Genomic DNA, 26,801 nt, shown 5'->3' with positions numbered 1-26,801 from the left:
GTGAGTGCCAAGCAGAGCCCCAACGCCGCCCCAGCCCCCGCACCGGCCGGCCCGCGACCGGCCCGGCTGACCGCGGCGGCGGCGCTCGCCGCCGTCGAAGGCGTGGCCCTCGTCGGCCTCGGCGTCTACATGCTGGTCATGGGGCTGGTGGGCGACCCCGACAACCGGATGCAGGCGGAGACGGGCGGGCTGACCGTGCTCGTACTGGCCGCGCTGCCGCTGACCGCCGCCCGCGGGCTGCTGCTGCGGCGGCGCTGGAGCCGCGGCCCCGCGATGATCACGCAGCTGCTGTCGCTGCCCGTCGCCTGGACGCTCATCAGCAACGGCGGCGCGCTGATCGCCGTCGGAGCGGCGCTCGCCGCCGTCGCCGTGGTCGTACTGGCCCTGTTGGTCAACCCGACGGCCACCGAGGCACTGGGCATCGGCCCCCGCGACGCGTGAGGCGTTTCCGGCTACTCCTGAGGCCGTATCGAAGCCGGAACGGATGACCCGCCGGGCCGCTCAGCGGCTCGTGAGACAGGTCGCGCCAAGCCGACCGGTGACCGGGCAGCCGACCCGGAGCCGTAGAAGCGCCCCGGCCGGGCCTGCTCGCCGCCAGGCGCGCGTCATTCCTCCACGAGCAGCTTGTCGCGGAGCTGCGCGAGCGTCCGGGCCAGCAGCCGCGAGACGTGCATCTGCGAGATGCCGACCTCCTGCGCGATCTGCGACTGCGTCATATTGCCGAAGAAGCGGAGCAGCAGGATCTTCTTCTCGCGCGGCGGAAGATCCTCCAGCAGCGGCTTGAGGGACTCGCGGTACTCGACGCCCTCCAGCGCCTCGTCCTCCGCCCCCAGGGTGTCCGCGACGGCCGGCGACTCGTCGTCGGTGTCCGGCACGTCCAGGGAGAGGGTGCTGTAGGCATTGGCCGACTCCAGCCCCTCCAGCACCTCCTCCTCGGAGATGCTCAGCCGCTCGGCCAGCTCGTGCACCGTGGGCGCGCGGCCGTGCTGCTGGGACAGCTCGGCCGTCGCCGTGGTCAGGGCCAGCCGCAGCTCCTGGAGCCGGCGCGGCACCCGCACCGCCCAGCCCTTGTCCCGGAAGTGCCGCTTGATCTCGCCGACGACCGTGGGCGTCGCGTACGTGGAGAACTCCACGCCGCGATCCGGGTCGAACCGGTCCACGGACTTGATCAGACCGATCGTGGCGACCTGGGTCAGGTCGTCCAGCGGCTCTCCCCGATTGCGGAACCGCCGCGCCAGGTGCTCCACCAGCGGCAGATGCAGCCGCACCAGGTGATTGCGCAGCTCGGCCCGCTCGGGCGAGCCCACCGGAAGCTCCCGCAGTTCGAAGAAGAGCGCTCGCGCACCACTGCGATCACGGGGGTCGTGGTGCTGGTGCCACGTCTGATGCTGGTGCTGATCCATGTGGTCCGCCCGCTCTGGTCGGTCGCCGGGCTGCTCCGGCTCCACGTCCGCCGGGTGCGGCCGGGCAGGCTGTTGCGGGATGCCCGGGGTACGCACTCCCCGCGATGATGCAGTACTCACGGAGCCCCCTCTTCTGTCACGGCTGTCCGGGACCTGCGCCACGCTTCTTGTGCAGGCTGATGCTGACCGTACGGTCGTCCGCGACCGTCGAGTCGACCTCACCGGCCAGCGCGGAGAGCACCGTCCAGGCGAAGGTGTCGCGCTCAGGAGCGCGGCCGTCCGTGGTGGGCGCCGAGACGGTCACCCGAAGAGCGTCCCCGACCAGGCGGAAGACGCAACTGAGAACACTGCCGGGAACGGCTTGTTGCAGCAGGATCGCGCACGCCTCGTCGACGGCGATGCGCAGATCCTCGATCTCGTCGAGAGTGAAATCCAAACGGGCTGCGAGGCCGGCTGTCGCCGTTCGCAGTACCGACAGGTAGGCACCCGCAGCGGGCAGCCGGACTTCCACGAAGTCCTGAGTCCCGGGCTCGCCTGCGATCTGGGACACCCTCACCTCCAAGGTGGCACAAGCTTGTTGAGCTGTTACGAGCGCCGGTCCCGCAGTCCTCGTGACGAAGGCTGGGAGGGCCGGCGCGGCACACGGTTCGCCCGCGACGCTATCGCGATCCGGGTCGTGGTGCCGCAGCCCCACGACTGTCACTCATGGTAAACCCATGAGTACGGACAGTGGCTAGGGGTCTGCGGCCTCAAATCGAAAGAGAAGTCGTCCTGTTGGCGTTTCCGTCACTCTCCGCTATCGCCGCGAGAGCGTGGAGCGGCTCCCCGGACAACCGCTGTACGGTCCACCCGTCCATCGGCTCGGCGCCGATGGCCCGGTAGAAGTCGATCGACGGTTTGTTCCAATCCAGCACTGACCACTCGAAACGCTGATACCCACGCTCGACGCAGATACGCGCGAGAGCGGCGAGAAGCGCCTTTCCGTGACCTCCACCGCGCGATTCAGGCCGCACATAGAGATCCTCCAGGTGGATACCGTGCGTGCCCGTCCACGTCGAATAGTTACGGAACCACAGCGCGAAGCCGACCGGTTGGACCGGACCGCCGTCCGCGGCGGCGCCGTTTTCGTCGCTCTCCGCAACCAGAGCGAAGACGGCGGGGTGCTCCCCGAAGAGCGCTTCGCACAGCTGCTCCTCACTCGCCCTCGCGTCCTCCAGGGCCCGTTCGTACGCCGCGAGTTCGCGGATCATCGCGTGAATGACGGGTACGTCGGCGGGGGCGGCGGCTCGGATCATGACTGCATGCTAACCGGACGGTCCGACAACGCGGTCGGCACCGCCGGGGAGGGGGCCGCAGGGGCGGGCGGCGGCCTCAGACGACCCGCTGGTCCGTGAAGCACCAGCGCCAGCTCTGACCCGGCTCGAAGCTGCGCATCACCGGATGCCCGGTCTCCTCGAAGTGCCCCGTGGCATGCCGGAAGGGGGAAGAGTCACAGCAGCCGACATGCCCGCACACCAGGCACAGCCGCAGCTGCACGGGATGGCTGCCCGCCGCCAGGCACTCCGTGCAGGTGGCGCTCAGCGGAGCCGGCTCGGGGCGCGGCAGCTCGGGAAGGTGGGGGCACTCGCTCATGATGACCAGGTTAGATCGGGTAGGCGACCGGCGGAGCCGCCGCGGACGGGACGAGAGGGAGCCGGGAACAGCACATGATGAGGATGAGGGCATAACCGATGGACGTCATGCCACTGCTGATGCTCGTCGCGGTCAGCGCGGCCGTCGCGGGCGTGGCCCGCCGATGGCCCGTCCCCGCGCCGCTGCTGCTGGTCGCCGTCGGGCTCGCCGCCTCGTACGTACCGGGGGCGCCGGACTACACCCTCGACCCGGACATCGTGCTGCCGCTCCTGCTGCCGCCGCTCCTGCACACCGCCGCGCTCGACAGCTCGTACCTGGACCTGCGGGCCAACCTGCGGCCGGTCGCGCTGCTCTCGGTCGGCTATGTGCTCTTCGCGGCCCTCGCCGTCGGCTACGTCGCCTACCTGGTGGTGCCGGACCTGCCGCTCACCGTCGCCCTCGTGCTGGGCGCGGTGATCGCCCCGCCGGACGCGGTCGCCGCCACCGCCATCGCCCGCCGCCTGAAACTGCCCTCGCGGATCACCACGATCCTCCAGGGCGAGTCCCTCGTGAACGACGCGACCGCGATCACCGCCTACAAGGTGGCGCTCGCCGCGGCGATCGGGGAAGGGGCGACCTGGGGCGAGGGCGTCAAGGAGTTCGGGCTCGCGGCGGTCGGCGGCATCGGCGTCGGCCTCATCCTGATGGGGCCGCTGCACTGGCTGCGCACACGGCTGCGGGAACCCCTCCTCCAGAACACGCTCTCGCTGCTGATCCCCTTCGCCGCGTACGCGGCCGCCGAGCGCTTCGAGGCGTCCGGGGTGCTCGCCGTCGTGACCGTCGGCCTCTACCTGGGACACCGCTCCTGGCAGGTCGACTTCGCGACCAGGCTCCAGGAGGCGGCGGTCTGGAAGATGGTCGCCTTCGTCCTGGAGTCCTCCGTCTTCGCGCTCATCGGACTCCAGCTTCGAGTCGTCCTGGCCGGCCTCGGCGAATACGGCGTCGCGGAGGCCATCTGGTACGCGGCGGCCGTCTTCGTCGCCGTCGTGGCGGCCCGCTTCGTCTGGGTCTTCCCCGCCACGTTCCTGCCGCGGGCCCTGTCCGCCCGCGTACGCGAACGCGAACCCGACACCAACTGGACGGCGCCGGTCATCGTCGGCTGGGCCGGCATGCGCGGCGTGGTCTCCCTCGCCATCGCCTTCTCCATCCCGCTGACCACGCACGAGGACACCGACTTCCCGGCGCGCAACCTGGTGCTGTTCCTGACGTTCACCACCGTGATCGCCACCCTGGTCGTACAGGGCCTCACCCTCCCCGCCCTGATCCGCCGCCTGAAGCTGCCGGGCCGCGACGTCCAGGCCGAGACCCTGGCCGAGGCCCAGGCCCAGAACGAAGCCTCCACCGCCGCCGAGCGCAGGCTCACCGAACTCCTCGCCGACGACCGCAACGCGCTCCCGCAGCCGCTGGCCGACCGCCTCCGTACGGTCATGGACCGCCGCCGCAACGCCGTGTGGGAGCGGCTCGGGACGGTGAACGAGACCACGGGGGAATCGGCCGACGAGACGTACCGGCGGCTGGCCAGGGAGATGATCGGCGCCGAGCGCCGGGTCTTCGTGGAACTGCGGGACGCGCGCCGCATCGATGACGAGATGCTGCGCACGCTGCTCAGGCGGCTGGACCTGGAGGAGGCCGCCGCTTACCGCGAGGAGGCCGCGGAGTGACAAGGGGGCTTCGCCAAGGGGGCTCCGCCCTGGGAGTGCCGATTGCGGGGGCTGCGCCCCGGTGCCGTTCACGGGGCTCCGCCCCGGACCCCGGTCCTCAATCGCCGGACGGGCTGGATGGGTGGGGCTTGTCCTCAATCGCCGGACGGGCTTGATGGGGGCTTGGGTCAGGTGTTGGGCGGAGTGGGGTGGCCCGTGATGACGGCCGCGACGGTGGTGCCGTGGGGGAAGGCGCCTTCCTCGGCCAGCGTCGTCAGGCCGTACAGGGCCTTGGCCACGTATACGCGGTCCAGGGGGAGGCCGTGGCGGGCGGTGAAGTCGTCGGTGAAGGCGTCGAGGCCCGCGGAGCGCTTGGCGTAGCCGCCGCAGTGGAAGCGTTCGTCGAGGTGCCAGTCGCCGTGGCGCGCGCCGAACGCCGCGCGCTGGAGGCTTTCGACGTCGTCGGCGAGGAAGCCGCCGCGGAGCACGGGGAAGCCGATGGCCGATCCCGCGCCCGCCAGTCCGGCGGCCAGGCCGGCGAGGGTGCCGCCCGTGCCGCAGGCGACCGCGACGACGTCGGCGGCGCCGCGCAGCTCCTCTCCGAGCGAGAGGCAGCCGTGCGCGGCGGCGGCGTTGCTGCCGCCTTCGGGGATGACGAAGCACTCCTCGCCGGGGGCGGCGGCGCGCAGGAGTTCGGCGAGCACCTCGGGTTCGGCTTTGCGGCGGTACGTACCGCGGCTGACGAACAGCAGCCGCATGCCGTCGGCGGCGCACTGGGTCAGGGAGGCGTTCAGCGGGCGGTCGGCCAGTTCCTCGCCGCGTACGACGCCGATGGTGGCGAAGCCCAGCAGGCGGCCGGCGGCGGCGGTGGCGCGCAGGTGGTTGGAGTAGGCGCCGCCGAAGGTCAGCAGGGTGCGCAGGCCGGCTTCGGAGGCCGCGCGCAGATTGGGCGCCAGCTTGCGCCACTTGTTGCCGGGCAGGTCGGGGTGGATGAGGTCGTCCCGCTTGAGCAGCAGCCGCAGCCCCCGCCGCGCGAACCGCTCGTCCCGTACCTCCCGCAGCGGCGACGGCAGCCGCGGCCGGAGGGCGGTCTCGATGTCCAGAGGCGGGTTCACCTGCCCATTCTGACCGCTGAGGGCGTACGGCCGCGTGGCGGCCCCGGGCAGGGCCCCAGGTGTGCGGCGGCTGTCGCGGCGCGTCCTCACGCTCATCAGGCGGCGTCCCTGGTCGCGCCTTCGCCGGTGCGGCGGCGCGAAGGCGTCGAGTCGGTGTCATCGGCGGCGGGGCAGGGCTAGCGTGCAGGTCATGACTACCGCCGTGCACGTGCCGAATGACGCCTTACGCGCCGTGCGGATCGGCCTGCGGCTGAGCCAGGACGACCTGGCGAAGGCGCTCCGCCGGGCGGGCGCCGAGCTGGGGGAGCCGAACGAGGCCAGCAAGAGGCTCGTACAGCGCTGGGAGGCCGGGGCCAGCAGGACGCCGAGGCCGGTGTACGTCCGTGCTCTGGAGCGGGTCACCGGGGTGCCGGTCGAAGTGCTCGGGTTCGGGCTCCAGGCGCCGATGGCCAGGGTGCGCGGCGACGGCAGAGGCGGGTACGACATGGCGCCGGGCGCCGAGGGCTCCGAGGGCGTCCCCGCAGCGGCGGTGGGCCCCCAGCCGGGTTCGCGGGCGGCCGGGCTCGCCTACGGAGGCGTGTGGCTGTCGCGGTACGAGTTCTACTCGTCCGGCCGGGACGTCCTGTTCGAAGGCAAGCACTACGTGGTGCTCCTCCAGCACGGCAAGCGGCTGACGGGGCGGTCGCTGCGCGGAGCCTCGTCGAACCCGGATTCCCCGCTCTCGCTGGATCTCACGGTGGAGCAGAGCGTGGTCACGGGCACATGGACCGAGCAGACGGCCGGTGACGGCTACTACCAGGGCGCCGCCTACCACGGGGCGCTGCAAATGCTGGTGGAGCCGACCGGCCGCCGCATGGCCGGCAAATGGGTCGGCTTCGGCAAGGACTTCGACATCAACACAGGGCCCTGGGAACTGCGCTTCCTGGAGGCCTCCACCTCCAAGGCGGTCATGGAGCGGTACAGCGTGCCGCCGGAACTCGCGTGAGCGGCACGGTGCGGCGGCCTCTCCCGGCCGCCGCACCGTGGTCCGGCGCGGCTCCTCACGCCCCGCTCGCCGCTCCGGGCGCTATTTGAGGCGTTCCTGGACGCGGTCGCGCAGGGAGTCCATCGTGAAGCCCTTGGGGTCTATCTTCCCCGGCTGCCACTCCAGGTGGCCGATGACGGAACGTTCGGTCCAGCCGTGGTGGCGGCAGATGGCGGCAGCGGCTTTGGTGATCGCGGTGAGCTGGGCCTCGGGCCAGGGGTCTTCGCCGTCGCCGAGGTTCTCGCACTCGAAGCCGTAGAAATGGACGTTGCCGTCGGTGTTGGCCTCGTTCACGCGCGGCAGCCGCCTCTTCTCGGCGATCACCGCGCGCAGCACGTCGTCGTCGCCGCGCCCGGCGTGGTTGGCGCGCCCGTAGCCGACGAGATGGACGGTGCCGTCCTTGGCGATGACGCCGTGGCACAGCGGCCCCGGCAGCTCCGAGTGGCCTTTGCGGCAGAGATCGACGGTGCGCTGGGTGCCCTTGGTCGCGGTGTGGTGGATGACCACGCCGTTGACCGGGCCCCAGTCGCCGTGCCCGGCGCGGTTGTGATTGCGCCAGTCGCCGACCTCGACGACGGTGAGGCCCTCGTCCTTCAGGGCGTCGATGAACTTGCTCGCGGACATGGGTGGGGCCATGCCGCCTCCTTTCCGGTAGGGCTTTCCGGTAGGGCGGACGCCGGTCGCGTCTGCCCGTATGACCTGCTTGTACCGGAAAGTTCGCAGGTGGGCCAGGCGTTCGGATATCGTGCGAGCCGATCCGGCCGCGTCCGGATCAGTACGTCGACGCCGTAGGGACAGGAAGCTCGGGCCAGTGGATTACGAGGCCGTACTCGAAGAGGTCGCCGCGTTCGTCCGGCCGCTGGTCGGACGCGGCCAGGTCGCCCGGTACATTCCGGCGCTCGCCTGCGTGGACGCGAACGCCTTCGGGATAGCGGTCGCCGACGTCGACGGGGGTGTGTACGGCGTGGGGGACTGGAAGACCCCGTTCTCCGTGCAGTCCATCTCGAAGGCGTTCAGCCTCGCCCTGGTGCTCGCCGAGGGCGGCGACATGATCTGGGAACGGGTCGGCACGGAACCGTCCGGAAATCCCTTCAACTCGCTGGTGCAACTCGAATATGAGAACGGCATCCCCCGCAACCCCTTCATCAACGCCGGCGCCCTCGTCGTCACCGACCGCCTCCAGACCCTGACCGGCGACGCCGGGGCCGCCACGCTGGAGCTGATGCGCGCCGAGAGCGGCAACCGCGACGTCGGCTTCGACCTGGAGGTCGCCGCCTCCGAGGGCGAGAACGGCGACCGCAACGCCGCACTCGCCCACTTCATGGCCAGCTACGGCAACCTCGAAAACGACGTCCCCACCGTCCTGGACCACTACTTCCGGCAGTGCTCCATCGAGATGAACTGCCGCGACCTCGCGCTCGCCGGCGGCTTCCTCGCCCGGCACGGGCTGCGCGCCGACGGCACCCGGCTGCTGCCCCGCCGGGAGGCCAAGCAGGTCAACGCGGTCATGCTGACCTGCGGCACGTACGACGCGGCCGGCGACTTCGCCTACCGCGTCGGCCTGCCCGGCAAGAGCGGCGTCGGCGGCGGCATCGTCGCCGTCATCCCCGGCCGCTGCACGCTCTGCGTCTGGAGCCCCGCGCTGGACTCCCGCGGCAACTCCGTGGCCGGCGTCGCGGCCCTCGACCACTTCACGACGCTCACGGGCTGGTCGGTGTTCTGACCGGCGCCCCGACCAGTGCCCTGACCGGTCCGCAGGTGGTGGTGTGCCTTTCGCCGCGAGAGCATCGTGGGAGACACGAGGAGGTGCGACCGCCATGGACCACGAGCTGCGCGCGGAGTACGAGGACGGGGCCTCGGCCGGGCAGCCGGACGCCGAGGTCAGGCTCTGGCACGTGGTGCGCCGGCACGCCGCCACCGCCATGTGCGGGCGCGAACTCTCCCCGGTGGCCGCCACCCGCTCGGCCGACGCCTGGGGCACCGGCGAAGTGAAGATGTGCCACTCCTGCGGGGCGCTCTTCCTGCGCGAAGTCCCATGAGCGATCACTATCGCGAACACCCCTCCGCCGTCGTGGACGGCGCCGTGGTGTGGACGCGCACCGCCACGGAGGAGCCCGGCCGGGTGCTGCCCGACGGCTGCGTGGACCTGCTCTGGATGGGCGGCCGGCTGGTCGTCGCCGGGCCGGACACCCGCGCCCACCTGCCCTCCCAGCAGCCCGGCGACCGCTGCTCCGGGCTGCGCTTCGCACCCGGTACGGGCCCGCCGCTGCTCGGCGTCCCCGCGCACGAACTGCGCGACCGGCGCGTACCGCTCGCGGCGCTGTGGCCCGGCCCCGAGGTGCGACGGCTCACCGAGCGGCTCGCGGACGCGCCGCTGCCGGGGCGCGCGCTGGAACGCCTCGCGCTGGAACGCCTCGCGGCGGAGCGTCTCGCGCCGGAGCGCCGCGTGCCCGCCCGTACGCGGCAGGCCGGCCCCGGCCCGTACGGCCCCGGCCCGTACCGTCCTGGCTCCGGCCCCCGCCCGTACGATCCCGTGATCGCCCGGACCGTCGAGGCGATGCGCGCCGGGCTGTCCGTGGCGGCGCTGGCCGCCGAGGTCGGGCTGGGGGAGCGGCAGCTGCACCGGCGGTGCCTGGCCGCCTTCGGGTACGGGCCGAAGACGCTGGCCAGGGTGTTGCGCATGAACCGGGCGCTGGACTCGGCACGGGCCGGACGCCCGTACGCCGAGGTCGCCGCCGAGACCGGCTACGCCGACCAGGCCCACCTCGCACGCGACGTGAAGGCCCTGGCCGGGGTCCCGCTGAGCGTGCTGCTCGGCGCCCCGGCGGCGGGGGATCAGCCGGCGGGCAGCGGGGCGAAGAGGTCCACCGAGTTGCCGTCGGGGTCGAGGACGATGGCGTAGCGCATGCCCCAGGGAGCGTCCCAGGGGGCCTTGTCCCCCTCGTGGCCCGCGCCCACCAGCTCGGCGTAGACCTTGTCGACCTCCGCCGGGCCGTCGCAGGCGAAGGCGAGCGAGACCCGGCCGGGCCCCTGCGGCAGGTCGAATCCGGGCTGGAAGGAACGGATGGTCTCCAGCGCGTCCCACGCCATCCGCAGCCCGCCCGGCAGCGCCGCCTCGACGTGCGGCTGTCCGTCGGCGTCGGCGGGGATGTCCAGGCCGAGCCTGCGGTAGAAGGCGAGGGAGGCGGGGAGGTCGGGGGTGACGAGGGAGACGAGGTCGAATCGAGGTGTCATGCCGGCACGTTAGGCACCGGGCCGGCGCCGGGTCTTGAAGGAATCGGACGCCGCGCCGGATGAAGCCGACCGGGCCCCGTGCCGGGCGGGAGAGCGTCGGGCGCCGTGCCCTGCGGCGCCGGGCGGTAGCCGACCGCGCCATGCGCCGGACGGAAGCCGGCCCGGCCCGGCCCCGCGCCGACGGAAGCCGAGTCGGCCCCGCGCCGGACGTGGACGGACGTAGGCGAATCGGACGCCTGCCGGACGGACTCGGCGCGCGCCGCGTCGAGTCGAACGGACGCCGATCGGATGCCGCGCCCCCGGCGGACGCCGACCGCTTCCCGCTCCGACGGCTCCCCGCTCGGACCGTTCCCCGCTCCGGCCGGGCCCGGCGGTCCCTCAAGGGCAGCGGATGACCTGGCCCGCGTACGAGAGGTTGCCGCCGAAGCCGAAGAGGAGGACCGGGGCGCCGGGCGCGATCTCGCCGCGCTCGATCATCTTGGAGAGCGCGAGGGGGATGCTGGCCGCCGACGTGTTGCCGGATTCGGTGACGTCGGTGGCGATCACGGCGTTGACGGCGCCCAGCTTCCGCGCCACGGGCTCGATGATGCGCAGATTGGCCTGGTGGAGGACGACGGCCGCCAGGTCCGCCGGTTCGACCCCGGCCCGCTCGCAGACCTTGCGGGCGATGGGCGGCAGCTGCGTCGTGGCCCAGCGGTAGACGGTCTGGCCCTCCTGCGCGAAGCGCGAGGGGGTGCCCTCGATGCGGACCGCGTGGCCCATCTCCGGGACGGAGCCCCAGACCACCGGGCCGATGCCGGGCTCGGCCGCCGTCGTCACCACGGCGGCGCCCGCGCCGTCGCCGACCAGGACGCAGGTGCTGCGGTCGGTCCAGTCGACGACGTCGGTGAACTTCTCGACGCCGACGACGATCGCGTTGGCGGCGGCCCCGGCGCGCAGCGCGTGGTCGGCGGTGGCGAGGGCGTGCGTGAAGCCCGCGCAGACGACGTTGACGTCCATGGTGGCGGGCGCGGCGAGGCCGAGCCGGGCGGCGACGCGGGCGGCGGTGTTGGGGCTGCGGTCCACGGCCGTGCAGGTGGCGACGAGCACGAGGTCGATGTCGGAGGCCGCGAGCCCGCTGTTCGCGAGCGCCTTGGCGGCGGCGTGGGCGGCCATCGCGTCGACGGTCTCGTCCGGCTCGGCGATCCGGCGGGTGCGGATGCCGACGCGGGTGCGGATCCATTCGTCGTCCGTGTCGACCATGGCCGCCAGGTCGTCGTTGGTCAGCACCTTGGCCGGCTGATAGTGGCCGAGGGCGAGTACGCGCGACCCGGTCATCGGAGGTTCCTCCTGCTGGAGCTGCTGGATGGTTCCAGCCTGGGGCGGTCAGACGTGGGACGGTTCAAGCCTCGTGGGGACGCACAGATGCTCGCAGGCACAGGCTCAGCAGGAGCCCGGGGGCGCCCAGGGGCACCCGGAGCGTCCCCCGGACACAGGTCTCGAACGTACACATCCCGACTGTTCAAGTCTCGACCGTACGAGCCCGGTGCGCGGGCACGTGATCCACCAACGTTCGGCCGCCAGAACTGGCGCAACCCGCAGGTCGGCCAGGTGTCAATCCTCCTTGAGGGCCTTGGTTTCGCTCTTGATGATGCGCAGGGACTTGCCCAGTGCGCGTGCGGTGTCCGGGAGCTTCTTCGAACCGAAGATCACGACGATCACCAGCACCAGGATGAGCAGGTGCCAGGGCTCAAGGGCATTGCGCAGCACGGCGGCCCCACCTCTCTTCACTCGTCCCAACGGGGGTCACTGAGCACCCCACATTACTTGCTAGATTGCGCAACTGAACAATCAATGCCCGTGGTAGTCCGTCTCATTTCCCGGAAGCCCGTGTGAAAGAGGCACGTGAGCAAGGTGGTGCGTACATGACCGGGAATCGCGGGACGCGTGGGGCTCGCGGAGCTCGTGGGAATACTCGTGGCAATAGGGGCAAACCGAAGAAGAGGCGCATGCGTCTCTTCCTGGTGATCGGGGTCTCGCTGGTGGTGCTGGCGACCGCGGGGGCCGGGTGGGTCTACTTCAAGCTCAACGGGAATATCAACACCTTCGCCGCCGACGGAATCGCCCGAGAACGCCCGAAGAGCAGCGCAGCCGGACAGAACGTGCTGATTATCGGCTCCGACGCGCGTACCGGCGGAAATGACAAGCTCGGCGGCGGCGACAAGGACGACGTGGGGCGCTCCGACACCGCGTTCCTGCTGCATATCTACGGCGACGGCAAGCACGCGGTCGGGGTCTCCATACCCCGCGACAGCCTCGTGGACATACCGCCGTGCAAGCTGCCCGACGGCAGCTGGACCCACGAGCAGAACAACACCATGTTCAACGCCGCCTTCTCCGTCGGCCAGAGCCCCAAGGGCAACCCGGCCTGCTCGCAGAACACCATCGAGAAGATGACCGGCATGCGCGTCGACCACACCGTCGTCGTCGACTTCGAGGGCTTCTCCGCGATGACCTCCGCCGTCGGCGGCGTCAAGGTGTGCGTGCCGAAGGACGTCTACCAGGGGGACCTCAACCCCAACCGGAAATCGCGCGGGGAGCAGATCTTCCCCAAGGGCGAGCAGACCGTCTCCGGCCAGAAGGCGCTCGACTACGTGCGCATCCGGCACGGCATCGGCGACGGCTCCGACATCGGCCGCATCCAGCGGCAGCAGGCGTTCGTCTCCAGCCTGATCAAGAAGATCAAGGGCCAGGGGCTCAACCCGACGACGCTGCTGCCGCTCGCGGACGCGGCCACCAAGTCCCTGATCGTCGACCCCGGCCTCGGCTCGGCGGACAAGCTGCTCTCCTTCGCGATGTCCCTCAAGAACATCGACCTGCACAACATCAACTTCATCACCGTGCCCTGGCGCTACCAGGGCGCCCGGGTCGCGATCGTCCAGCCCAACGCCGACAACCTGTGGGCGACCCTGCGGGCGGACCGCACCCTCGACGGCGAGTACGCGGGCGGCAAGCAGGACGACCCCAAGAAGCCGAAGAAGGACGGCGGCCCGTCCAAGGAGTCGGTCTCCGGCGACGGAGTGGCGGTCGCCGTCTACAACGGCACCACCGTCCCCGGCCTCGGCGCCCGCGCGGCCGACGAGCTCAAGTCCCACAAGTTCACCGTCACCGGCACCGACACGGCCAAGTCGCAGACGCACACCGGCACCGTCGTCCAGTACGGCCCCGGCGCCGAGGCCCACGCGAAGACCGTGGCCGGTCTCTTCCCCGGCGCGCAGCTGCAGCAGGTCACCGCCGACGGCGTCGCCGTCGTGGTCGGCCAGACGTACGCGGCGTCCCCGGAGAGCTCCAAGGACGGCAAGGACGCCACGCCCGACGCGCCCACCAAGGTCAAGGAGAAGTCCCGCTCGGCGGACACCGACCCCTGCGCCGACCTGTCGTACGGGTGACCGAGCCATGGGAACCGTCCACCCGCGTGATCCGTTTCCGAGTAAACGGCGAGTAATTTCTGTATCGCACCCATATGTTTCGTACCGCACGGAGGAGAACCCCCATGCCCGCCACCCGTAGGGCGCTGCCCAGGCCACTGCTGGCCCTGCTCGCCGCCCTGTTCGCGCTGGCCGGCGCGGGTCTGTTCGCGCCGCCGGCCCACGCCGACTCCTCCACCGGCCTCCCCAAGGTCGCCGATGAGCTGCGCAAGAGCCCCGTCTACGTCGACCCGCGCGTCAAGGACCAGCTCCCCGAGGCCGACGCCGAGGCGCTCGCCAAGAAGATCAAGGACGCGGGCAAGCCGGTCTTCGTCGCGGTCCTGCCCGAGACCTCCGAGTTCCCGAAGAACGACAAGCTGCTGAACAGTCTGCGGGGCCTCACCGGCATCACCGGCGTCTACGCCATCCACCTCGGCGACACCGGCTTCAACGCGGGCGCCGACGCCCGCGTGATGTCCCGGAACTCCGTGCAGAACCTCTCCAACGCCGTGCGCACCTCCTACGGCAACGACACCAAGGGCATGCTCAACCGCTTCGTCGACCAGGCCGACGACCAGGCCAAGGGCCACGCCCCGGACTCCTGGAGCGGCGGCTCCGACTCCGACTCGGGGTCCAGCACGGCCGGGCTGATCACCGGCGCCGCCATCGTCGTCGCGGGCGGCGGCGGCGCGTACGCCCTCTACCGCCGCAGCAAGAAGAAGCGCGAGGAGCGCGAGCGCGCCGAGCTGGAGACGCTGCGCGTGGTGGTCGACGAGGACATCACCGCCTTCGGCGAGGAGCTGGACCGGCTCGACTTCACGCCCGGCGGCCCCGGCGCCGACGACGCGATGCGCGAGGACTACACCCACGCCCTCGACGCGTACGACACCGCCAAGTCGCGGATGGGCGAGGCCGCCAAGCCGCAGGACGTGCAGGGCGTCACCGAGGCCCTGGAGGACGGCCGGTTCGCGCTGGCCACCCTCGCCGCGCGGCGCGCCAAGAAGCCGCTGCCCGAGCGCCGCGTGCCCTGCTTCTTCGACCCGCGCCACGGCCCGTCCGTGCAGGACGTCGAGTGGGCCCCGGCGGGCGGCGCCCAGCGGACCGTACCGGCCTGCGCGGCGGACGCCGCCCGGCTGGCCGACGGCGAGGAGCCCATGTCCCGCACCGTCCAGACCGCGGACGGCCCGCAGCCGTACTGGAACGCCGGACCGGCGTACGGGCCGTGGGCGGGCGGCTACTTCGGCGGCGGCATGCTGCCCGGCCTGCTCATGGGCACCATGCTCGGCTCGATGATGTCCGGCCCGGCCTACGCCGACTCCGGCCCGTCCGGCGGCGACGACGGCGGCGGCGGCTTCGACGGCGGCGACAACTCCGGCAGCGACTTCAACCCCGGCGACTTCGGCGGCGGCTTCGGCGGCGGCGACGGGGGCGGCTTCGGCGACAGCGGCGGGTTCGGCGGCGACTGGTGACGGTGGCGGGCGGCCGCCGGGGCGCGGTGGGCGGCCGCTGAGCCTGACCGTGGTCGGCGGTTACGGTCCGGGCGGGGCGGATGCGGCGGGGCCGTGTCCGGCGCACGACGTCCTGGCCGGAGAGTACGGCCGTGACGGGGGCTTCGGCGCCGCGGCCGGTGGCGGCCGGTGGTGCCGTGACCGCCGCGGTCGGCGCGTACGGCCGTGACCAGCGCGTACGGCAGCGGTCGGCGCGTACGGCCGTGACCAGCGCATACGGCAGCGGTCGGTGGGTACGGCCGTGACCGGCGTGTTCGGCCGCAGTCGATGCGTGCGGCAGTGGTCGACGGGTACGGCGCCGGTCGGTGAGCGGGCCGGTGCGCGGCCGGTCGCGGGGTTCAGCCCCGGGCCGCCGCCTCCCGTGCCGCCGCTCGCCGGTCGTACCGCGCCGCGGTCGGCGCGTCAGTCAGCGGTCGGTGGGTACGGCCGTGACCGGCGTGTTCGGCCGCGGCCGACGCGCGCGGCAGTGGTCGACGGGTACGGCGTCGGCCGGTGACCGGGCCGGTGCGCGGCCGGTCGCGGGGTTCAGCCCCGGGCCGCTGCCTCCCGTGCCGCCGCTCGCCGGTCGTACCGCGCTGCGGCGAGCGCCAGCACCGTCCCGTACACGCTGAGCACCACCGCCATCAGCCCGTAGTACAGGGGCGGCAGCGCCGTCATGCCGAGCGCGGGCGCGAGCGGCGACAGCGGCAGCGCGAGCGCCAGGACGGCGAGCGCGGCGGTCGCCGCCCGCACCGGCACGGAGGCGCGCCGCCCGCTGCGCAGCAGCAGGATGACCAGCGCCTGCGTCAGCAGGTTCTCCGTGAACCACCCGGCGTGGAACGCCTCCTGGCCCGCCCCCGCGGCCAGCGCGGGCACGGCCAGCGCCAGCACTCCGAAGGTGGCCAGGTCCGCGCAGGCGTTCAGCAGGCCGAAGCCCGACACGAAGCGGGTCAGGGCGCGCGGGCGCAGCACCGTGGGCCGGCGGTGCGCGCCGGGCCCCGGGCGGTCGAAGGCGAGCGCGAGCTGCGCGGCGTCGAAGCAGAGGTTCTGCACGAGCACCTGGGCCGGGAGCATCGGCAGGAACGGCAGCATCAGCCCGGCCGCCAGCATCGCTATGACGTTGCCGAAGTTCGAGGACAGCGTGATCCGCAGATAGGCGGCGATGTTGACGGTCGAGCGGCGGCCGGTGACGATCGCCTGGTCGAGGTCGGTCAGGTCCTTCGAGGCGAGGACGACGTCGGCCGCCTCCCGCGTCACGTCCACCGCGTCGCGCGGGCAGATCCCGACGTCCGCGGCGTGCAGCGCGGCCAGGTCGTTGACGCCGTCGCCGAGGAAACCGGTGGTGTGCCCGGCGGACCGCAGCGCCGCCACGACGCGCGCCTTGTGCTCGGGCGAGCAGCGCGCGAAGACGGTCGTACCGGCGGCCAGCTCGGCGAGCGCCGCGTCGTCCGACGCGTCGATACGGGCCGCCGTGACGACCTCGCCGGGCTCCAGACCGAGGTCGCGGCAGGCGCGGGCCGCCGTGCCCGGGTGGTCGCCGGTGAGGACCTTGACGTCGACGCCGCGCCGGGCGAGGACGGCGAGCGCGTCGGCGGCGGTCGGCGCGGGGGTGTCGCGCAGGCAGACGAAGCCGATGAAGGTCAGACCGCGCTCGTCGGCGGTCGTGAACGGACGGCCGCGCGCGGGCCGGTCGGCGAGCGCCACCGCCAGCACCCGCAGCCCGTCGGCCGCGCTCTCCTCGGCCAGCCGCGCCAGCCGCGCCCGCTCGCCGTCGTCGAGCGCGCGCGCCCCGGCGGTGCCGCGGCGCTCCGCCGGGCCGGCGCCGACGATCCGGAGCCCGGGCCTTGGACCGCCCGCGCCGTCGGCGGTACCGGTACCGATACCGCCGCTGTGCTCCTGGCCGTACGGGCGCACGGCGTCACCCGCGTGGCCTTCGGCTCGTACCCCGTCGCCTTCGGCCCGAATGGCGTCGCCTTCGGCCCGTACAGAACCGCCTTCGGCTCGTACCGCGCCGTCGTCCGCCACCGCGCGGAGTTCCTCGCCGCGCTCCACGCCGTACGGGCGTACCGCCCCCTCGGGGCCCCGCGCCCCGGGTCCCAGCGGCTCGGCGGCGTGTACGTCCGTACGCGCGCCCTCCTCGCAGCCGAGCGCGCGGCGGGCGTGCGGACCGGCCCCGTCCGGCTCCTCCGCGCCCCCCGCCGCGACATGCGAGCAGCGTTCCAGGACATCCTCGACGGCGCCTTTGACGACCAGCGTCACCTGGCCCGTACGGCCGCCGGGCGCGCGTACGACGGCGGTCGACAGGCGGCGGGCCGCGTCGAAGGGGAGGGCGTCGATGCCGGTGGTGTCGTCGGCGGTCGAGCCGTGCTCTTCATCGGCGTCGAGTATCGCCTCGTCGAGGGCGTCGGGCGCGGGCAGCTCGGCGAGCTGCAAGGTCCACAGGGCGTTGACGGCGGCCCAGTGCAGCACGTCCGGGTCGGGCGCGCCGTCCGCGTCCACGGCGCGGTCGACGGCGGGGCGGTCCTGGGTGAGGGTGCCGGTCTTGTCGATGCACAGGACGTCGGCCGCGCCGAGGTCGTGCAGTGCGGGCAGCCGCCGGACGATGACCTTGCCGCCGCGCGCGAGGCGGGCGGCGCCGCGCGCCAGCGCCGTCGTGACGATGACCGGCAGCATCTCGGGCGTGAGCCCCACCGCGACCGCGACGGCGAACGGCAGCGTCTCCATGCCGCGCCCCCGCACCAGCGCGTTGACCAGCAGCACCAGCGGCGCGGTGAGCAGCATGAACCGGATGAGGGTCCAGGAGATCCCGTTCACCGAGCGGTCGAAGGCGGTCGCGGGCCGCTGCCGCCGCCGGCGGGCGTACGTACCGGAGAAGACCGTGTCCGAGCCGGTGGCGACGACGAGCGCCGTGCCGCTGCCCGAGGCGACGCTGCTGCCCTGGAAGCAGAGGTGGGGCTGGTCGAAGGGGACGGCGTCCGCGGCCCGCGACACCTTCGGCGGGACGCCCGTGCGCCCGGCGGCGTCCGGGGCGTGCTTGGCGACGGGCACGGACTCGCCCGTCAGCGCGGCCTGGTGCACGGTGAGCCCGGTCGCCCGCAGCAGCCGTACGTCGGCGGGGATCAGGTCACCGGGGCCGAGCCGGATCACATCGCCCGGCACCAGCTCGTCGACCGGCAGTTCGCGGGTGCGCGGCGGGGCCGCCTCGGCCGCCTCGTCCTGGCGTCGCTGCACGGTCGCGGTGGTGGCGACCAGGCTGCGCAGCGCCGCCGCCGACCGGTCGGCGCGGTGCTCGCCGGTCGAGCGCAGCGCGCAGCTGACCGTGACCAGCACCGCGATCACCAGGGACGTGCCCCAGGAGGCCGCGGTCGCGGAGATCAGGCCGAGGCAGAGCAGGACGGCGGTGAACGGGTCGCGCAGGCTGCGCGCGAAGCGGCGGGGCCAGGGGGTGGGGCGCCGGCCCGGCACCGTGTTGCCGCCGTGCAGCGCGAGCCGCTCCGCGGCCTCCGACTCCAGCAGCCCGCGCGGCCCGCTCTCCAGGGCGCGCAGCGCCTGAAGTGTGCTGCCCGCGCCCCTGGTCCGGATGGCTGCGGTCCGTGCGGTCGAGCTCGTGGAACCGGGGCCGGCGACGGCCTCAGGCACCCAGGCCACGCACGCGCCCGGACCTCGATCCGGCATCGGCGTCGGCGTCGCGGGCGGCGAGCTGCCCGACCATCAGCCGCACGATGGTCACCACGTTCGGGTCGTCCACGAGGTAGACCACCCGGCGGCCCTCGCGGCGCGACCGCACCAGCCCCGCCAGTTTCAGCTTCGCCAGGTGCTGGCTCACCGCCGGCAGCGCGCCGCCCACCCGCTCGGCGAGCCCGCTGACGTCGCTCTCGCCCTGCGCCAGCGCCCACACGATGTGCAGCCGTGCCGAGGAGGCCAGCAGACCGAAGGCCGCGGCCGCCTCCGACAGGACGTGGGCGGGCGGGTCCTGCACGCCCTCCGTGCCCTCGGTTCTCCGGAAGCCTGCCGCCACTGTCGCTCTCCTGCCCCTGTCGGCCGGGGCTGTCCCGACGCCCCGAAAGGGTCATTCTAGGCGTCGGAACCGCCTGCCGTCGTGGATCGGAAGGCGGATCGGAAGGCGGATCGGACGGTGGATGGGAAGGCTGCGGCGACACCCGGCGCGATGGCCCGGAACCCCGGGCCCTACCGCCAAGTAACGTTTGGGTCCGTGAACCCACTTGTCGTTCTCGCCGCGACAAGCCATGCATAGCGCCGAAGACTTCGGGTAGGCGCGCCATCGCTGACACGAGAATGCCAGGGAGGGCGACGTGATTATCGCGGGCGAGACGGTCAGGACAGTTGCGATGGTGGGCGAGCTGCCGTACATCGAGGAGCCTGCCGCGGTGGCGCCGCGCGACGCACGCGATTTGTCGCGGCTCTTCTTCGACCGCCTCGCGGTACTGGAGGAGGGGACGGCCGAGTACCAGTACGCGCGTAACACTCTTATCGAGATCAACCTGTCCCTTGTGAAGTTCGCCGCGGCCCGCTACCGCAACCGGGCCGACCAGATGGAGGACATCGTCCAGGTCGGCACGATCGGTCTGATAAAGGCCATCGACCGGTTCGACCTGAGCCGGGAGGTGGAATTCACCACCTTCGCCGTGCCGTACATCCTGGGCGAGATCAAGCGGCACTTCCGCGACACGAGCTGGGCCGTCCACGTGCCGCGCAGGCTCCAGGAGCTGCGGGTGGACCTCGCCAAGGCCGCCGCCGAACTGGCGCAGCGGCTGGACCACACTCCGACCGCCTCGGACCTCGCCGCGCACATGGGCCTCAGCGAGGAAGAGGTCATCGAGGGCATCGTCGCGAGCAACGGCTACACCGCCGGCTCCATCGACATGCCCGCCGACGACGCCCCCGAGCAGGTCGGCAACGCCCTCGCCGACCGGCTGGGCGAGCTGGACCCGGGGCTGGAGGGCGTCGAGAACGTCACCGCGCTCAAGCCGCTCCTGGAAGGGCTCGGCGACCGCGACCGGCAGATCCTGCGGATGCGGTTCGGCGGCGAGATGACCCAGTCGGAGATCGGCGAGGAGCTGGGCATCTCCCAGATGCACGTCTCCCGGCTGCTCTCCCGCATCCTGACCCGGCTCCGCGCGGGCCTGCTGGCCCAGCCGGCCTCGTAGGTCCGTATATCCGTATATCCGTATAGGCGCCTTGTTGTAAGAACCCCTCCGCCGGGAGAGCGCCCGGCCGAGTCCGCTGCCCTCCTCGCGCGCTGTGCGTGAGGAGGGCAGCGGCGCGCTCGCGCGGCTCAGTGCCGGCAGCCGCTACGGGCCTCGGCGGCGGTCTTCAGCTCGCTCACCCAGGTGTCGAGGCCGGCCTTGAGGATCGCGGTCGCCTCGGGCACGTTCGCGTCGACCTGGGGACCGGTGTGGGTCTCCTCGGTGCGGACGAGGACGCCGTCCCTGACCTTGGTGAAGTTCCAGACGTGGGTGCCGTCGATGTGGATGCCCTCGCTGTCCGCGGGGCCCGTCCAGCGGAGGCAGGAGTTGCGCTTGAGCTGCTGGACGGTCGAGGTGATGCCCATGGTGGACGCGGGGGTCGAGGACGTGGCGGGGACCGGGGTCGTCCAGTGGAACGCCGAACCCTCGCGGAAGCGGCCGTGGTCGAGCCGCTTCACGCCCTCGACGTGGGCCTGCCAGGACGGCCAGCGCTCCACCTGGGTCTGGAGCTTCCAGACGGTGCTCAGCGGCGCGTGGATCAGGGTCGCGATCTTGTAGCGGACGGCGGCCTTCGGGTCGACGCCTTCGCCGCGGCAGGTGAGGGAGGTGCTGGGGCGGTGGTGGTGGGACGTGGCCCCGGCGGGGGCGACGGCGGTGCCGAGGACGCCGAGGGCGAGCGGGACGGCGAACAGGGCGGCGCGGGCGCTGGGCATGGGGTTCCCCTTGTCGGGCGGGTGATCGGGTGGGTGAGACGGCGGTGGGTGGAGGCTGTGGCCGGGGCGGCGTCGGGCCGTCGTCACCGCTCCGAGGCGCGCCGGATACGGGCCGCGCGGTGCACGGCGAGGATGAGCGCGGCCGACGCGGCGACGATCAGGGCGACGAATCCGGGGTGGATGTCCTTGGAGAGGCTCTGCGCGCCGTCGGGACGTACCAGCCACACCACGAGCGGGATCGCGAAGACGGCGGCCAGGAGCCCGGCCGCCCCGCGCACCGCCCGGTCGCGGACCCGGGCGAGGGCGGCGATCAGCGCGATGGCGACCGGTACGGACGCGAGCAGGGCGAACTGCCCGAGGACCATCACCGGGACCGCCCATGCGCTGACGGTCACCGCCGGAGGGACGCGCCGGTCCGTGCCGGTGGGGGCCGCGGGCGCCGTGGACATGGCTGACATGACGTTCTCCTCGGGTGCGAGTGGCCGACGTGCGAGGTGCGGCGGACGGTCGGGTTCGAGGCGCCGCACCACCGGGATTGTTAACTGCTCTGCCTTTCGTTAGAAGTTATAACGACAGTGAACATGCGTCGTCAAGGGGTTGAGTTACAACCCCTAACGAAAGTTTGAGTGGCCAGTTAGCGAGGGGCGGCCAGAGGGCCGGCCGGCGGCTCGGAAACGCGCAGCGCGTCCAGCACCACCCGCACCGCCGCGCGCGGCGGCGACCCGCGGCGGACGGCCGCCGTGATCGTGCGCGTCACAGGGGCCGCCAGCTCCCGGGTGGCCACGCGGTAGCGGCTGTGGTCGACGGCCAGGCCGGGCAGCAGCGCGATGGACAGCCCGGCCTCGACGTGCTGGAGGGCCATCATGTAGTTGCTGAACCGGCCCACCACCCGCGGCTCGAACCGCGACTGGCGGCACAGCCGCAGCGCGAGATTGGCCATGTACGACTGGGGCATGTCGAACGCCCACGGCTCGTCCGCGAAGGCCGCGATGTCCACGGCCCCGCCCCGCACCGCGGGGTGATCGGGCGGCAGCACCAGCCGGATCGGGTCCGTGGCCAGCGGCACGAGATCGAGGTCCGGCCCCAGCGGCAGCTCGTCGAAGTCCGTGGTCGTGATGACGATGTCCGCGTCGCCGCCCCGCAGCGCGGGCAGGCTCGCGTGCGGTTCCAGTTCCAGCAGCTCCACGTCGAGGTGCGGGTACGCGCGTGCCAGCCGGGTCACCGCCGGCACGGCCAGCGTGTGGATCGCGCTCTGGAACGACGCGAGGCGCACCAGCCCCGCCGGTTCCTCGCCGAAGCCGCGCAGCTCCGCCTCGACGCTGTCCATGTGGTCGAGGATCGCCCGCGCCCGCCGCGCCAGGATCAGCCCCGCCGGGGTCAGCCGCACCCGGCGCCCCGTACGTTCCAGCAACTGGGTGCGGGTCTCGGCCTCCAGCACGGCGAGCTGCTGGGACACGCTCGACGGGCTCATGTTGGCGGCATGGGCGACCGCCCGGACCGTGCCCAGCGTGTCCAGCCGGGTCAGCAGCCGCAGCCTCCAGGGATTCATCACGCCGTCATTGTCGTGCGCACTGTGCGGTCGAGCCGAACAGGACGGCCGGAATCGTGAGATGGACGCGCCTCTTCCGCGCGCCCTACGGTCGCGGCATGGCTGCTTCGACCCCCGCTTCGCCCTCCGCCACACCCGCTGTCCCGGCTCCCGCCCCCGTCGCGGACGCGTCCTCCGCCGAGTCCTTCTGGGCCGACGCAGAGAGGCATGTGGTCCGCTACGGCGGCGAGTTCACCCGCGAGATCATCGACCACGCCGCCGGGAGCTTCCTCTACACCGAGGACGGCCGGAAGCTCCTCGACTTCACCTCCGGGCAGATGAGCGCGGTGCTGGGCCACTCGCACCCGGAGATCGTCAAAACCGTCCAGCGCCAGGTGGCCACCCTCGACCACCTCTTCAGCGGCATGCTCAGCCGCCCGGTGGTCGACCTCGCGCGGCGGCTGGCCGGCACGCTGCCCGCGCCGCTGGAGAAGTCACTGCTGCTGACGACCGGCGCGGAGTCGAACGAGGCCGCGATCCGGATGGCCAAGCTGGTCACCGGCAAGCACGAGATCGTCTCGTTCGCCCGCTCCTGGCACGGCATGACGCAGGCCGCCGCCTCCGCCACGTACAGCGCGGGCCGCAAGGGCTACGGCCCGGCCGCGCCCGGCAACTTCGCGATACCCGCGCCGAACACGTACCGGCCCGACTTCACCACCGCCGACGGCTCCCTGGACTGGCGCCGCCAGCTCGACTTCGCCTTCGACCTCATCGACGCCCAGTCGACCGGCAGCCTCGCCGCGTGCCTGGTGGAGCCGATCCTCAGCTCGGGCGGGATCATCGAGCCGCCGCTCGGCTACTTCGCGGCCCTGCACGAGAAGTGCCGGGAGCGCGGCATGCTGCTGATCCTCGACGAGGCCCAGACCGGCCTGTGCCGCACCGGGACCTGGTACGCCTTCGAGCGCGACGGCATCGTCCCCGACATCCTCACGCTGTCCAAGACGCTAGGCGCGGGGCTGCCCCTCGCGGCCGTCGTCACCAGCGCCGAGATCGAGCGGGAGGCGTACGAGCGCGGGTTCCTGTTCTTCACCACGCACGCCGCCGACCCGCTGGTGGCCGCCGTCGGCAACACCGTCCTCGACGTCCTGCTCGACGGCAGGCTCGACGAACGCGCCCGCTCGCTCGGCGCGTTCCTCCACCGGGGCCTGGCGGATATCGCCGACCGCCACGAGGTCGTCGGCGACGTGCGCGGCCGGGGGCTGCTGGCCGGGGTGGAACTCGTCGTCGACCGCGAGACCAAGCGCAGCTCGCACGAGCTGGGCGCCCGGGTCACCCGGCGCTGCCTCGAACTCGGCCTGCACACCAACATCGTCCAGATCGCCGGCATGGGCGGAGTCCTGCGGATCGCGCCGCCGCTGACCGCCACCGAGGACGAGCTCTCGCTCGGCCTGGAAGTCCTGGACCAGGCGATCGGCGACGCCAGCGCCGCACTCTGAGCGGCCCGCGCCGGACGCTGAGCCTGAGCAACCTGCACCGGACTCCGAGCGGCCCGCGCCGGACGCTGAGCGAGGGGCGTTTCCCTGCCCGTACGTTCACGGGTGCAGGACGACCTTTCCCGCGACGGTCCCGGATTCGGCGAGCCGCAGCGCTTCGGCTGCCTCGGCCAGTGGCAGCCGGGCGGCGATGCGCGGCTTGATGCCGCCGCGCTGGAGGGCCGCGAAGACCTCCTGGGCGAGGTCGGCGGCGATACGGGCCCGGAGCCGGTTCTTCGCGTACGTGCGGCCGGCTCAGCTGTTGAAGAAGCAGGCGCTGCGGCGGTTGGGCAGCGCGGTCCACAGCCGCACTCGGCCGAACAGCTTCAGGATCGGCCAGGAGCCCCAGGATTCGACGGCGCTCCGGGCGCCCACGTGGTCGAAGACGGCGTCCACCCCGCCGGGCGCGAGCAGGCGGACCCGAGGGCCACCCCGCCACGCCCGCGGCACTCCGCCGGGTCCTGGCGTTCTGGATGCGGCTGCACGGCGTCCTGTCCCTGGAGCTCGCGGGCCGCTTCGGCGGCATGGGCTTCGACCCCGACCGGCTGTTCGCGGCCGAGCTGGAGGACCTGCTGGTGGGTGTGGGGGAGCGGCGGCAGGCGGTGGCTATCCGGGAAGAGGTCCGGAGCCCGCGCCCGTAGGCGTCACCGCGTCACTGGTTGAGCGGCTGGACGGCCCGCTCCTCCGACTTCCGGATGCCGTCTTCCCGGATGCCGTCTCCCCGGAGCCCGTCTTCACGGAACCTGTCTCCCCGGAGCCCGTCTTCCCGGAAGCCGTCCGCCGGCTGCGGTATCCCCGTCCCCGCGGGCCGCAGCCAGGTCGCCCGTACCGTCTTGCCCGCCGCGTGCGGATTCACTTCGAGACAGGTCGCCAGCCGCTGCACCATGTGCCAGCCGAGCCCGCCGCCCCCGCCGAGGTCCGGGGTGCGCGGTACGGGCGGGGCGGGGCTGGAGTCGTCGATCTCCAGCACCAGCCGGCCCTGGCAGGCCTCCAGGCACAGCCGCCACCAGCCCGAGGTGTGCCGGATGGCGTTCGTGACCAGCTCCGAGACGACCAGCATCACCGCGTCCCGGTCGGCCCACGGGCAGTCGCTGGCCAGAAACTCCGCTGCGGCAAGACGGGCCCCAGCGGCGTCGGACTGCTGGGACTCCATGACCACCATGTGCCGCCGCCTCTTTTCTTCCGCCGAAATCTCGTTCTAGGGATTCTCACCCGAGAAACGCTTACCCAGCGATCAGCGGCTCATGAGCACTCCGGAGCACGAGGGTATGCGGAGCGCGCACTCGACGGAACCGCGGATTCGCTGGACGGTGGAGGGGAGCTGCGGAGGAGGCGGTCACGATGGATCGTACGGACCCCGGAAACCCGTATTTGAACGGCCTGTACGCCCCGGTGAGCGAGGAGGTCACCGCCCGCGGGCTGCCGGTCAGCGGGCGCATACCCGATGCCCTGAACGGACGGTACCTCCGCAACGGCCCCAACCCGATGGTCGTGGACGACCCGGCCACCCACCACTGGTTCACCGGCACAGGCATGGTGCACGGCGTGCGGCTGCGCGGCGGCCGGGCCGAGTGGTACCGCAACCGCTGGGTCCGCAGCGACGCGGTGGCCCTGCGGCTGGGGGAGAAGATGCCGCACGGCCCCCGCCACCTCGACATGGACGCATCGCCCAACACGCACATCACCCGCTTCGCCGGCCGCTATCTCGCCACGGTCGAGGGCGGCCCGCTGCCGTACGAACTCGACGGCGAACTGAACACCATCGGCCCGCACGACTTCGGCGGCACCCTCCGGGGCGGCTTCGCCGCGCACACCGTCATCGACCCGGCCAACGGCGAGCTGCACGCGGTGGCGTACTGCTGGGCGTACCCGTACGTGACGTACATCGTCGTCGGCGCGGATGGGCGGGTACGGCGCTCGGTGGACATACCCGTCGACGGACGGCCGATGATGCACGACTTCTCGCTCACGGCTTCCTACGTGCTCCTCTACGACCTGCCCGTCGTCTTCAGCACCCAGGCCGCGGCCGACGGCACCGGCGTCCCCTACGTCTGGGACCCCGAGCGGCAGCCCCGGCTGGGCGTGCTGCCGCGCGACGGCGGCGCGGCGGACGTGCGCTGGCTGGAGGTCGACCCCTGCTTCGTCTTCCACCCCATGAACGCCTACGAGCAGGACGGCCGCATCACCGTCCGCCTCTGCCGCTACGACCGGCTCTTCGGCAAGGGCGGCACGGGCCCCGACGAGTCCCCGCCGCTGCTGGAACGGTGGACCGTCGACCTCGCCGCCGGGTCCGTGGCGCGCGAGCGGCTCGACGACCGGCCGATGGAGTTCCCGCGGGTCGACCCGCGCCGGCACACGGCGCCGCACCGGTACGGCTACGGCGTCCTGGCCCCGGAGGACGGCTACGCGGGCGACGGCGCCCGCCGGCACCTCACCGATCAGGGGGCGCCGGCCGCGGGCGGCCAGGTGGGCGCGGGGCTGGTCAAGTACGACCTGGAGCGCGGCACCAGCGAGATCCGCCGGAGTGCGCCGGGGGAGGACTGCGGCGAGGCCGTCTTCGTGCCCGCGAGCCCGGACTCCGCCGAGGACGACGGCTGGCTCCTGTCGTACGTCTTCGACCCGGCGCGCGGCGCGACCGACCTCGTCGTACTCGCCGCGCAGGACATCACGGGCGACCCGGTGGCGCGGGTGCACCTGCCCGTACGGGTGCCGATCGGCTTCCACGGCAACTGGCTGCCGGACGCGGGGTGATGGCGGGGCGATGACGGGCTGAGCGGGCCGGGCGCGGCCTGCCGCGGTGT

25 protein-coding genes and 3 pseudogenes are annotated in these 26,801 nt (G+C 72.8%); 12 read left to right on the top strand and 16 right to left on the bottom strand.

The window, feature by feature from the left end; translation table 11 throughout:
* Positions 1 to 441, top strand: coding sequence for a hypothetical protein (locus AB0I22_RS02770; RefSeq protein ID WP_363128794.1), 441 nt, complete (start codon positions 1 to 3; stop codon positions 439 to 441).
* A gap of 164 nt (positions 442 to 605) precedes the next feature.
* Here the strand turns inward: AB0I22_RS02770 and AB0I22_RS02765 are convergent, their stop codons facing one another.
* The 4 genes from AB0I22_RS02765 to AB0I22_RS02750 all read right to left on the bottom strand — a co-directional run bounded on the left by AB0I22_RS02765 (position 606) and on the right by AB0I22_RS02750 (position 3,035).
* Entirely contained in the window at positions 606 to 1,523 is a 918-nt protein-coding gene (locus AB0I22_RS02765; protein ID WP_363128793.1) for an RNA polymerase sigma factor SigF, read from the bottom strand.
* A gap of 16 nt (positions 1,524 to 1,539) precedes the next feature.
* The gene (locus AB0I22_RS02760) at positions 1,540 to 1,953 is read right to left on the bottom strand and encodes an anti-sigma regulatory factor (protein ID WP_116213824.1); all 414 of its coding nucleotides are present in this window, start codon (positions 1,951 to 1,953) and stop codon (positions 1,540 to 1,542) included.
* Positions 1,954 to 2,152: 199 nt separating this feature from the next.
* Positions 2,153 to 2,698, bottom strand: coding sequence for a GNAT family N-acetyltransferase (locus AB0I22_RS02755; RefSeq protein ID WP_363128792.1), 546 nt, complete (start codon positions 2,696 to 2,698; stop codon positions 2,153 to 2,155).
* A 76-nt stretch (positions 2,699 to 2,774) separates the two neighbouring features.
* A complete protein-coding gene (locus AB0I22_RS02750) occupies positions 2,775 to 3,035 on the bottom strand; it encodes a UBP-type zinc finger domain-containing protein (RefSeq protein ID WP_363128791.1) in 261 nt (86 codons plus the stop codon).
* 98 nt (positions 3,036 to 3,133) lie between these two features.
* Between AB0I22_RS02750 and AB0I22_RS02745 the strand changes: the two genes are divergently transcribed.
* On the top strand, positions 3,134 to 4,735 hold the full coding sequence (locus tag AB0I22_RS02745; RefSeq protein ID WP_363128790.1) for a Na+/H+ antiporter: 1,602 nt from the start codon (positions 3,134 to 3,136) through the stop codon (positions 4,733 to 4,735).
* A 167-nt stretch (positions 4,736 to 4,902) separates the two neighbouring features.
* On the opposite strand, the gene AB0I22_RS02740 is transcribed toward AB0I22_RS02745, so the two are convergent.
* Positions 4,903 to 5,829, bottom strand: coding sequence for a pyridoxal-phosphate dependent enzyme (locus tag AB0I22_RS02740; protein WP_363128789.1), 927 nt, complete (start codon positions 5,827 to 5,829; stop codon positions 4,903 to 4,905).
* Positions 5,830 to 6,019: 190 nt separating this feature from the next.
* Here AB0I22_RS02740 and AB0I22_RS02735 point away from each other — a divergent pair, with 190 nt between their 5' ends.
* Complete coding sequence (locus AB0I22_RS02735; RefSeq protein WP_363128788.1) at positions 6,020 to 6,814, top strand: helix-turn-helix transcriptional regulator; 795 nt, start codon at positions 6,020 to 6,022, stop codon at positions 6,812 to 6,814.
* Positions 6,815 to 6,895: 81 nt separating this feature from the next.
* Here AB0I22_RS02735 and AB0I22_RS02730 read toward each other — a convergent pair whose 3' ends face one another.
* Entirely contained in the window at positions 6,896 to 7,489 is a 594-nt protein-coding gene (locus AB0I22_RS02730; protein ID WP_363128787.1) for an N-acetylmuramoyl-L-alanine amidase, read from the bottom strand.
* 175 nt (positions 7,490 to 7,664) lie between these two features.
* On the opposite strand from AB0I22_RS02730, the gene AB0I22_RS02725 reads away from it, so the two are divergent.
* The 3 genes from AB0I22_RS02725 (at position 7,665) to AB0I22_RS02715 (ending at position 9,755) form a co-directional block, all read left to right on the top strand.
* Positions 7,665 to 8,576, top strand: a complete 912-nt coding sequence (locus tag AB0I22_RS02725) for a glutaminase (protein ID WP_363128786.1) — start codon at positions 7,665 to 7,667, stop codon at positions 8,574 to 8,576.
* Between the two features lie 94 nt (positions 8,577 to 8,670).
* A complete protein-coding gene (locus AB0I22_RS02720; protein WP_363128785.1) occupies positions 8,671 to 8,892 on the top strand; it encodes a hypothetical protein in 222 nt (73 codons plus the stop codon).
* Positions 8,889 to 9,755, top strand: coding sequence for a helix-turn-helix transcriptional regulator (locus AB0I22_RS02715; protein WP_363128784.1), 867 nt, complete (start codon positions 8,889 to 8,891; stop codon positions 9,753 to 9,755). The genes AB0I22_RS02720 and AB0I22_RS02715 overlap by 4 nt, the downstream gene beginning before the upstream one ends.
* Here the strand turns inward: AB0I22_RS02715 and AB0I22_RS02710 are convergent.
* The 3 genes and pseudogenes from AB0I22_RS02710 to tatA form a co-directional block, all read right to left on the bottom strand.
* Positions 9,689 to 10,087 (bottom strand): VOC family protein, encoded by a 399-nt coding sequence (locus AB0I22_RS02710; protein WP_363128783.1) that lies wholly within the window; start codon positions 10,085 to 10,087, stop codon positions 9,689 to 9,691. The two genes, AB0I22_RS02715 and AB0I22_RS02710, sit on opposite strands and share 67 nt — an antisense overlap.
* Positions 10,088 to 10,465: 378 nt before the next feature.
* Positions 10,466 to 11,404 carry a beta-ketoacyl-ACP synthase III gene (locus AB0I22_RS02705; RefSeq protein ID WP_363128782.1) on the bottom strand — a complete coding sequence of 313 codons (939 nt, stop codon included), beginning with the start codon at positions 11,402 to 11,404 and terminating at the stop codon, positions 10,466 to 10,468.
* A gap of 279 nt (positions 11,405 to 11,683) precedes the next feature.
* A pseudogene (gene tatA, locus AB0I22_RS02700) lies at positions 11,684 to 11,836 on the bottom strand (Sec-independent protein translocase subunit TatA); the annotation flags it as partial.
* Positions 11,837 to 12,075: 239 nt separating this feature from the next.
* On the opposite strand from tatA, the gene AB0I22_RS02695 reads away from it, so the two are divergent.
* Both AB0I22_RS02695 and AB0I22_RS02690 read left to right on the top strand, forming a co-directional pair.
* Positions 12,076 to 13,515 carry an LCP family protein gene (locus AB0I22_RS02695; RefSeq protein WP_363128781.1) on the top strand — a complete coding sequence of 480 codons (1,440 nt, stop codon included), beginning with the start codon at positions 12,076 to 12,078 and terminating at the stop codon, positions 13,513 to 13,515.
* A gap of 104 nt (positions 13,516 to 13,619) precedes the next feature.
* On the top strand, positions 13,620 to 15,002 hold the full coding sequence (locus AB0I22_RS02690) for a hypothetical protein (RefSeq protein WP_363128780.1): 1,383 nt from the start codon (positions 13,620 to 13,622) through the stop codon (positions 15,000 to 15,002).
* Between the two features lie 564 nt (positions 15,003 to 15,566).
* On the opposite strand, the gene AB0I22_RS02685 is transcribed toward AB0I22_RS02690, so the two are convergent.
* Together AB0I22_RS02685 and AB0I22_RS02680 are read right to left on the bottom strand one after the other, a co-directional pair.
* The gene (locus AB0I22_RS02685) at positions 15,567 to 18,602 is read right to left on the bottom strand and encodes an HAD-IC family P-type ATPase (protein WP_363129089.1); all 3,036 of its coding nucleotides are present in this window, start codon (positions 18,600 to 18,602) and stop codon (positions 15,567 to 15,569) included.
* Between the two features lie 49 nt (positions 18,603 to 18,651).
* The gene (locus AB0I22_RS02680; RefSeq protein ID WP_363128779.1) at positions 18,652 to 19,038 is read right to left on the bottom strand and encodes a metalloregulator ArsR/SmtB family transcription factor; all 387 of its coding nucleotides are present in this window, start codon (positions 19,036 to 19,038) and stop codon (positions 18,652 to 18,654) included.
* A gap of 331 nt (positions 19,039 to 19,369) precedes the next feature.
* Between AB0I22_RS02680 and AB0I22_RS02675 the strand changes: the two genes are divergently transcribed.
* Positions 19,370 to 20,188, top strand: a complete 819-nt coding sequence (locus AB0I22_RS02675) for an RNA polymerase sigma factor SigF (RefSeq protein WP_363129088.1) — start codon at positions 19,370 to 19,372, stop codon at positions 20,186 to 20,188.
* A gap of 128 nt (positions 20,189 to 20,316) precedes the next feature.
* On the opposite strand, the gene AB0I22_RS02670 is transcribed toward AB0I22_RS02675, so the two are convergent.
* The 3 genes from AB0I22_RS02670 to AB0I22_RS02660 form a co-directional block, all read right to left on the bottom strand.
* On the bottom strand, positions 20,317 to 20,940 hold the full coding sequence (locus tag AB0I22_RS02670) for an SRPBCC family protein (protein ID WP_363128778.1): 624 nt from the start codon (positions 20,938 to 20,940) through the stop codon (positions 20,317 to 20,319).
* A gap of 83 nt (positions 20,941 to 21,023) precedes the next feature.
* Complete coding sequence (locus tag AB0I22_RS02665) at positions 21,024 to 21,398, bottom strand: hypothetical protein (RefSeq protein ID WP_363128777.1); 375 nt, start codon at positions 21,396 to 21,398, stop codon at positions 21,024 to 21,026.
* Positions 21,399 to 21,574: 176 nt separating this feature from the next.
* Positions 21,575 to 22,489, bottom strand: a complete 915-nt coding sequence (locus tag AB0I22_RS02660) for a LysR substrate-binding domain-containing protein (protein WP_363129087.1) — start codon at positions 22,487 to 22,489, stop codon at positions 21,575 to 21,577.
* Between the two features lie 98 nt (positions 22,490 to 22,587).
* Here AB0I22_RS02660 and AB0I22_RS02655 point away from each other — a divergent pair, with 98 nt between their 5' ends.
* Positions 22,588 to 23,964, top strand: a complete 1,377-nt coding sequence (locus AB0I22_RS02655; RefSeq protein ID WP_363128776.1) for an aspartate aminotransferase family protein — start codon at positions 22,588 to 22,590, stop codon at positions 23,962 to 23,964.
* A gap of 96 nt (positions 23,965 to 24,060) precedes the next feature.
* Here AB0I22_RS02655 and AB0I22_RS02650 read toward each other — a convergent pair.
* Positions 24,061 to 24,423 (bottom strand): annotated as a pseudogene (locus AB0I22_RS02650) (zinc-binding dehydrogenase); the annotation flags it as partial.
* Between the two features lie 2 nt (positions 24,424 to 24,425).
* Between AB0I22_RS02650 and AB0I22_RS02645 the strand changes: the two are divergent.
* A pseudogene (locus AB0I22_RS02645) lies at positions 24,426 to 24,641 on the top strand (TetR-like C-terminal domain-containing protein); the annotation flags it as partial.
* 11 nt (positions 24,642 to 24,652) lie between these two features.
* On the opposite strand, the gene AB0I22_RS02640 reads toward AB0I22_RS02645, so the two are convergent.
* Complete coding sequence (locus AB0I22_RS02640; protein WP_363128775.1) at positions 24,653 to 25,162, bottom strand: ATP-binding protein; 510 nt, start codon at positions 25,160 to 25,162, stop codon at positions 24,653 to 24,655.
* Between the two features lie 179 nt (positions 25,163 to 25,341).
* Here AB0I22_RS02640 and AB0I22_RS02635 point away from each other — a divergent pair, with 179 nt between their 5' ends.
* Positions 25,342 to 26,751, top strand: coding sequence for a carotenoid oxygenase family protein (locus AB0I22_RS02635; protein ID WP_363128774.1), 1,410 nt, complete (start codon positions 25,342 to 25,344; stop codon positions 26,749 to 26,751).
* The last annotated feature ends 50 nt before the right edge of the window (positions 26,752 to 26,801 follow it).

The sequence above is a fragment of the Streptomyces sp. NPDC050610 genome (genome assembly GCF_040654875.1).
Taxonomy (GTDB): domain Bacteria; phylum Actinomycetota; class Actinomycetes; order Streptomycetales; family Streptomycetaceae; genus Streptomyces.
This window is presented reverse-complemented; position numbering and strand designations above follow the sequence as displayed.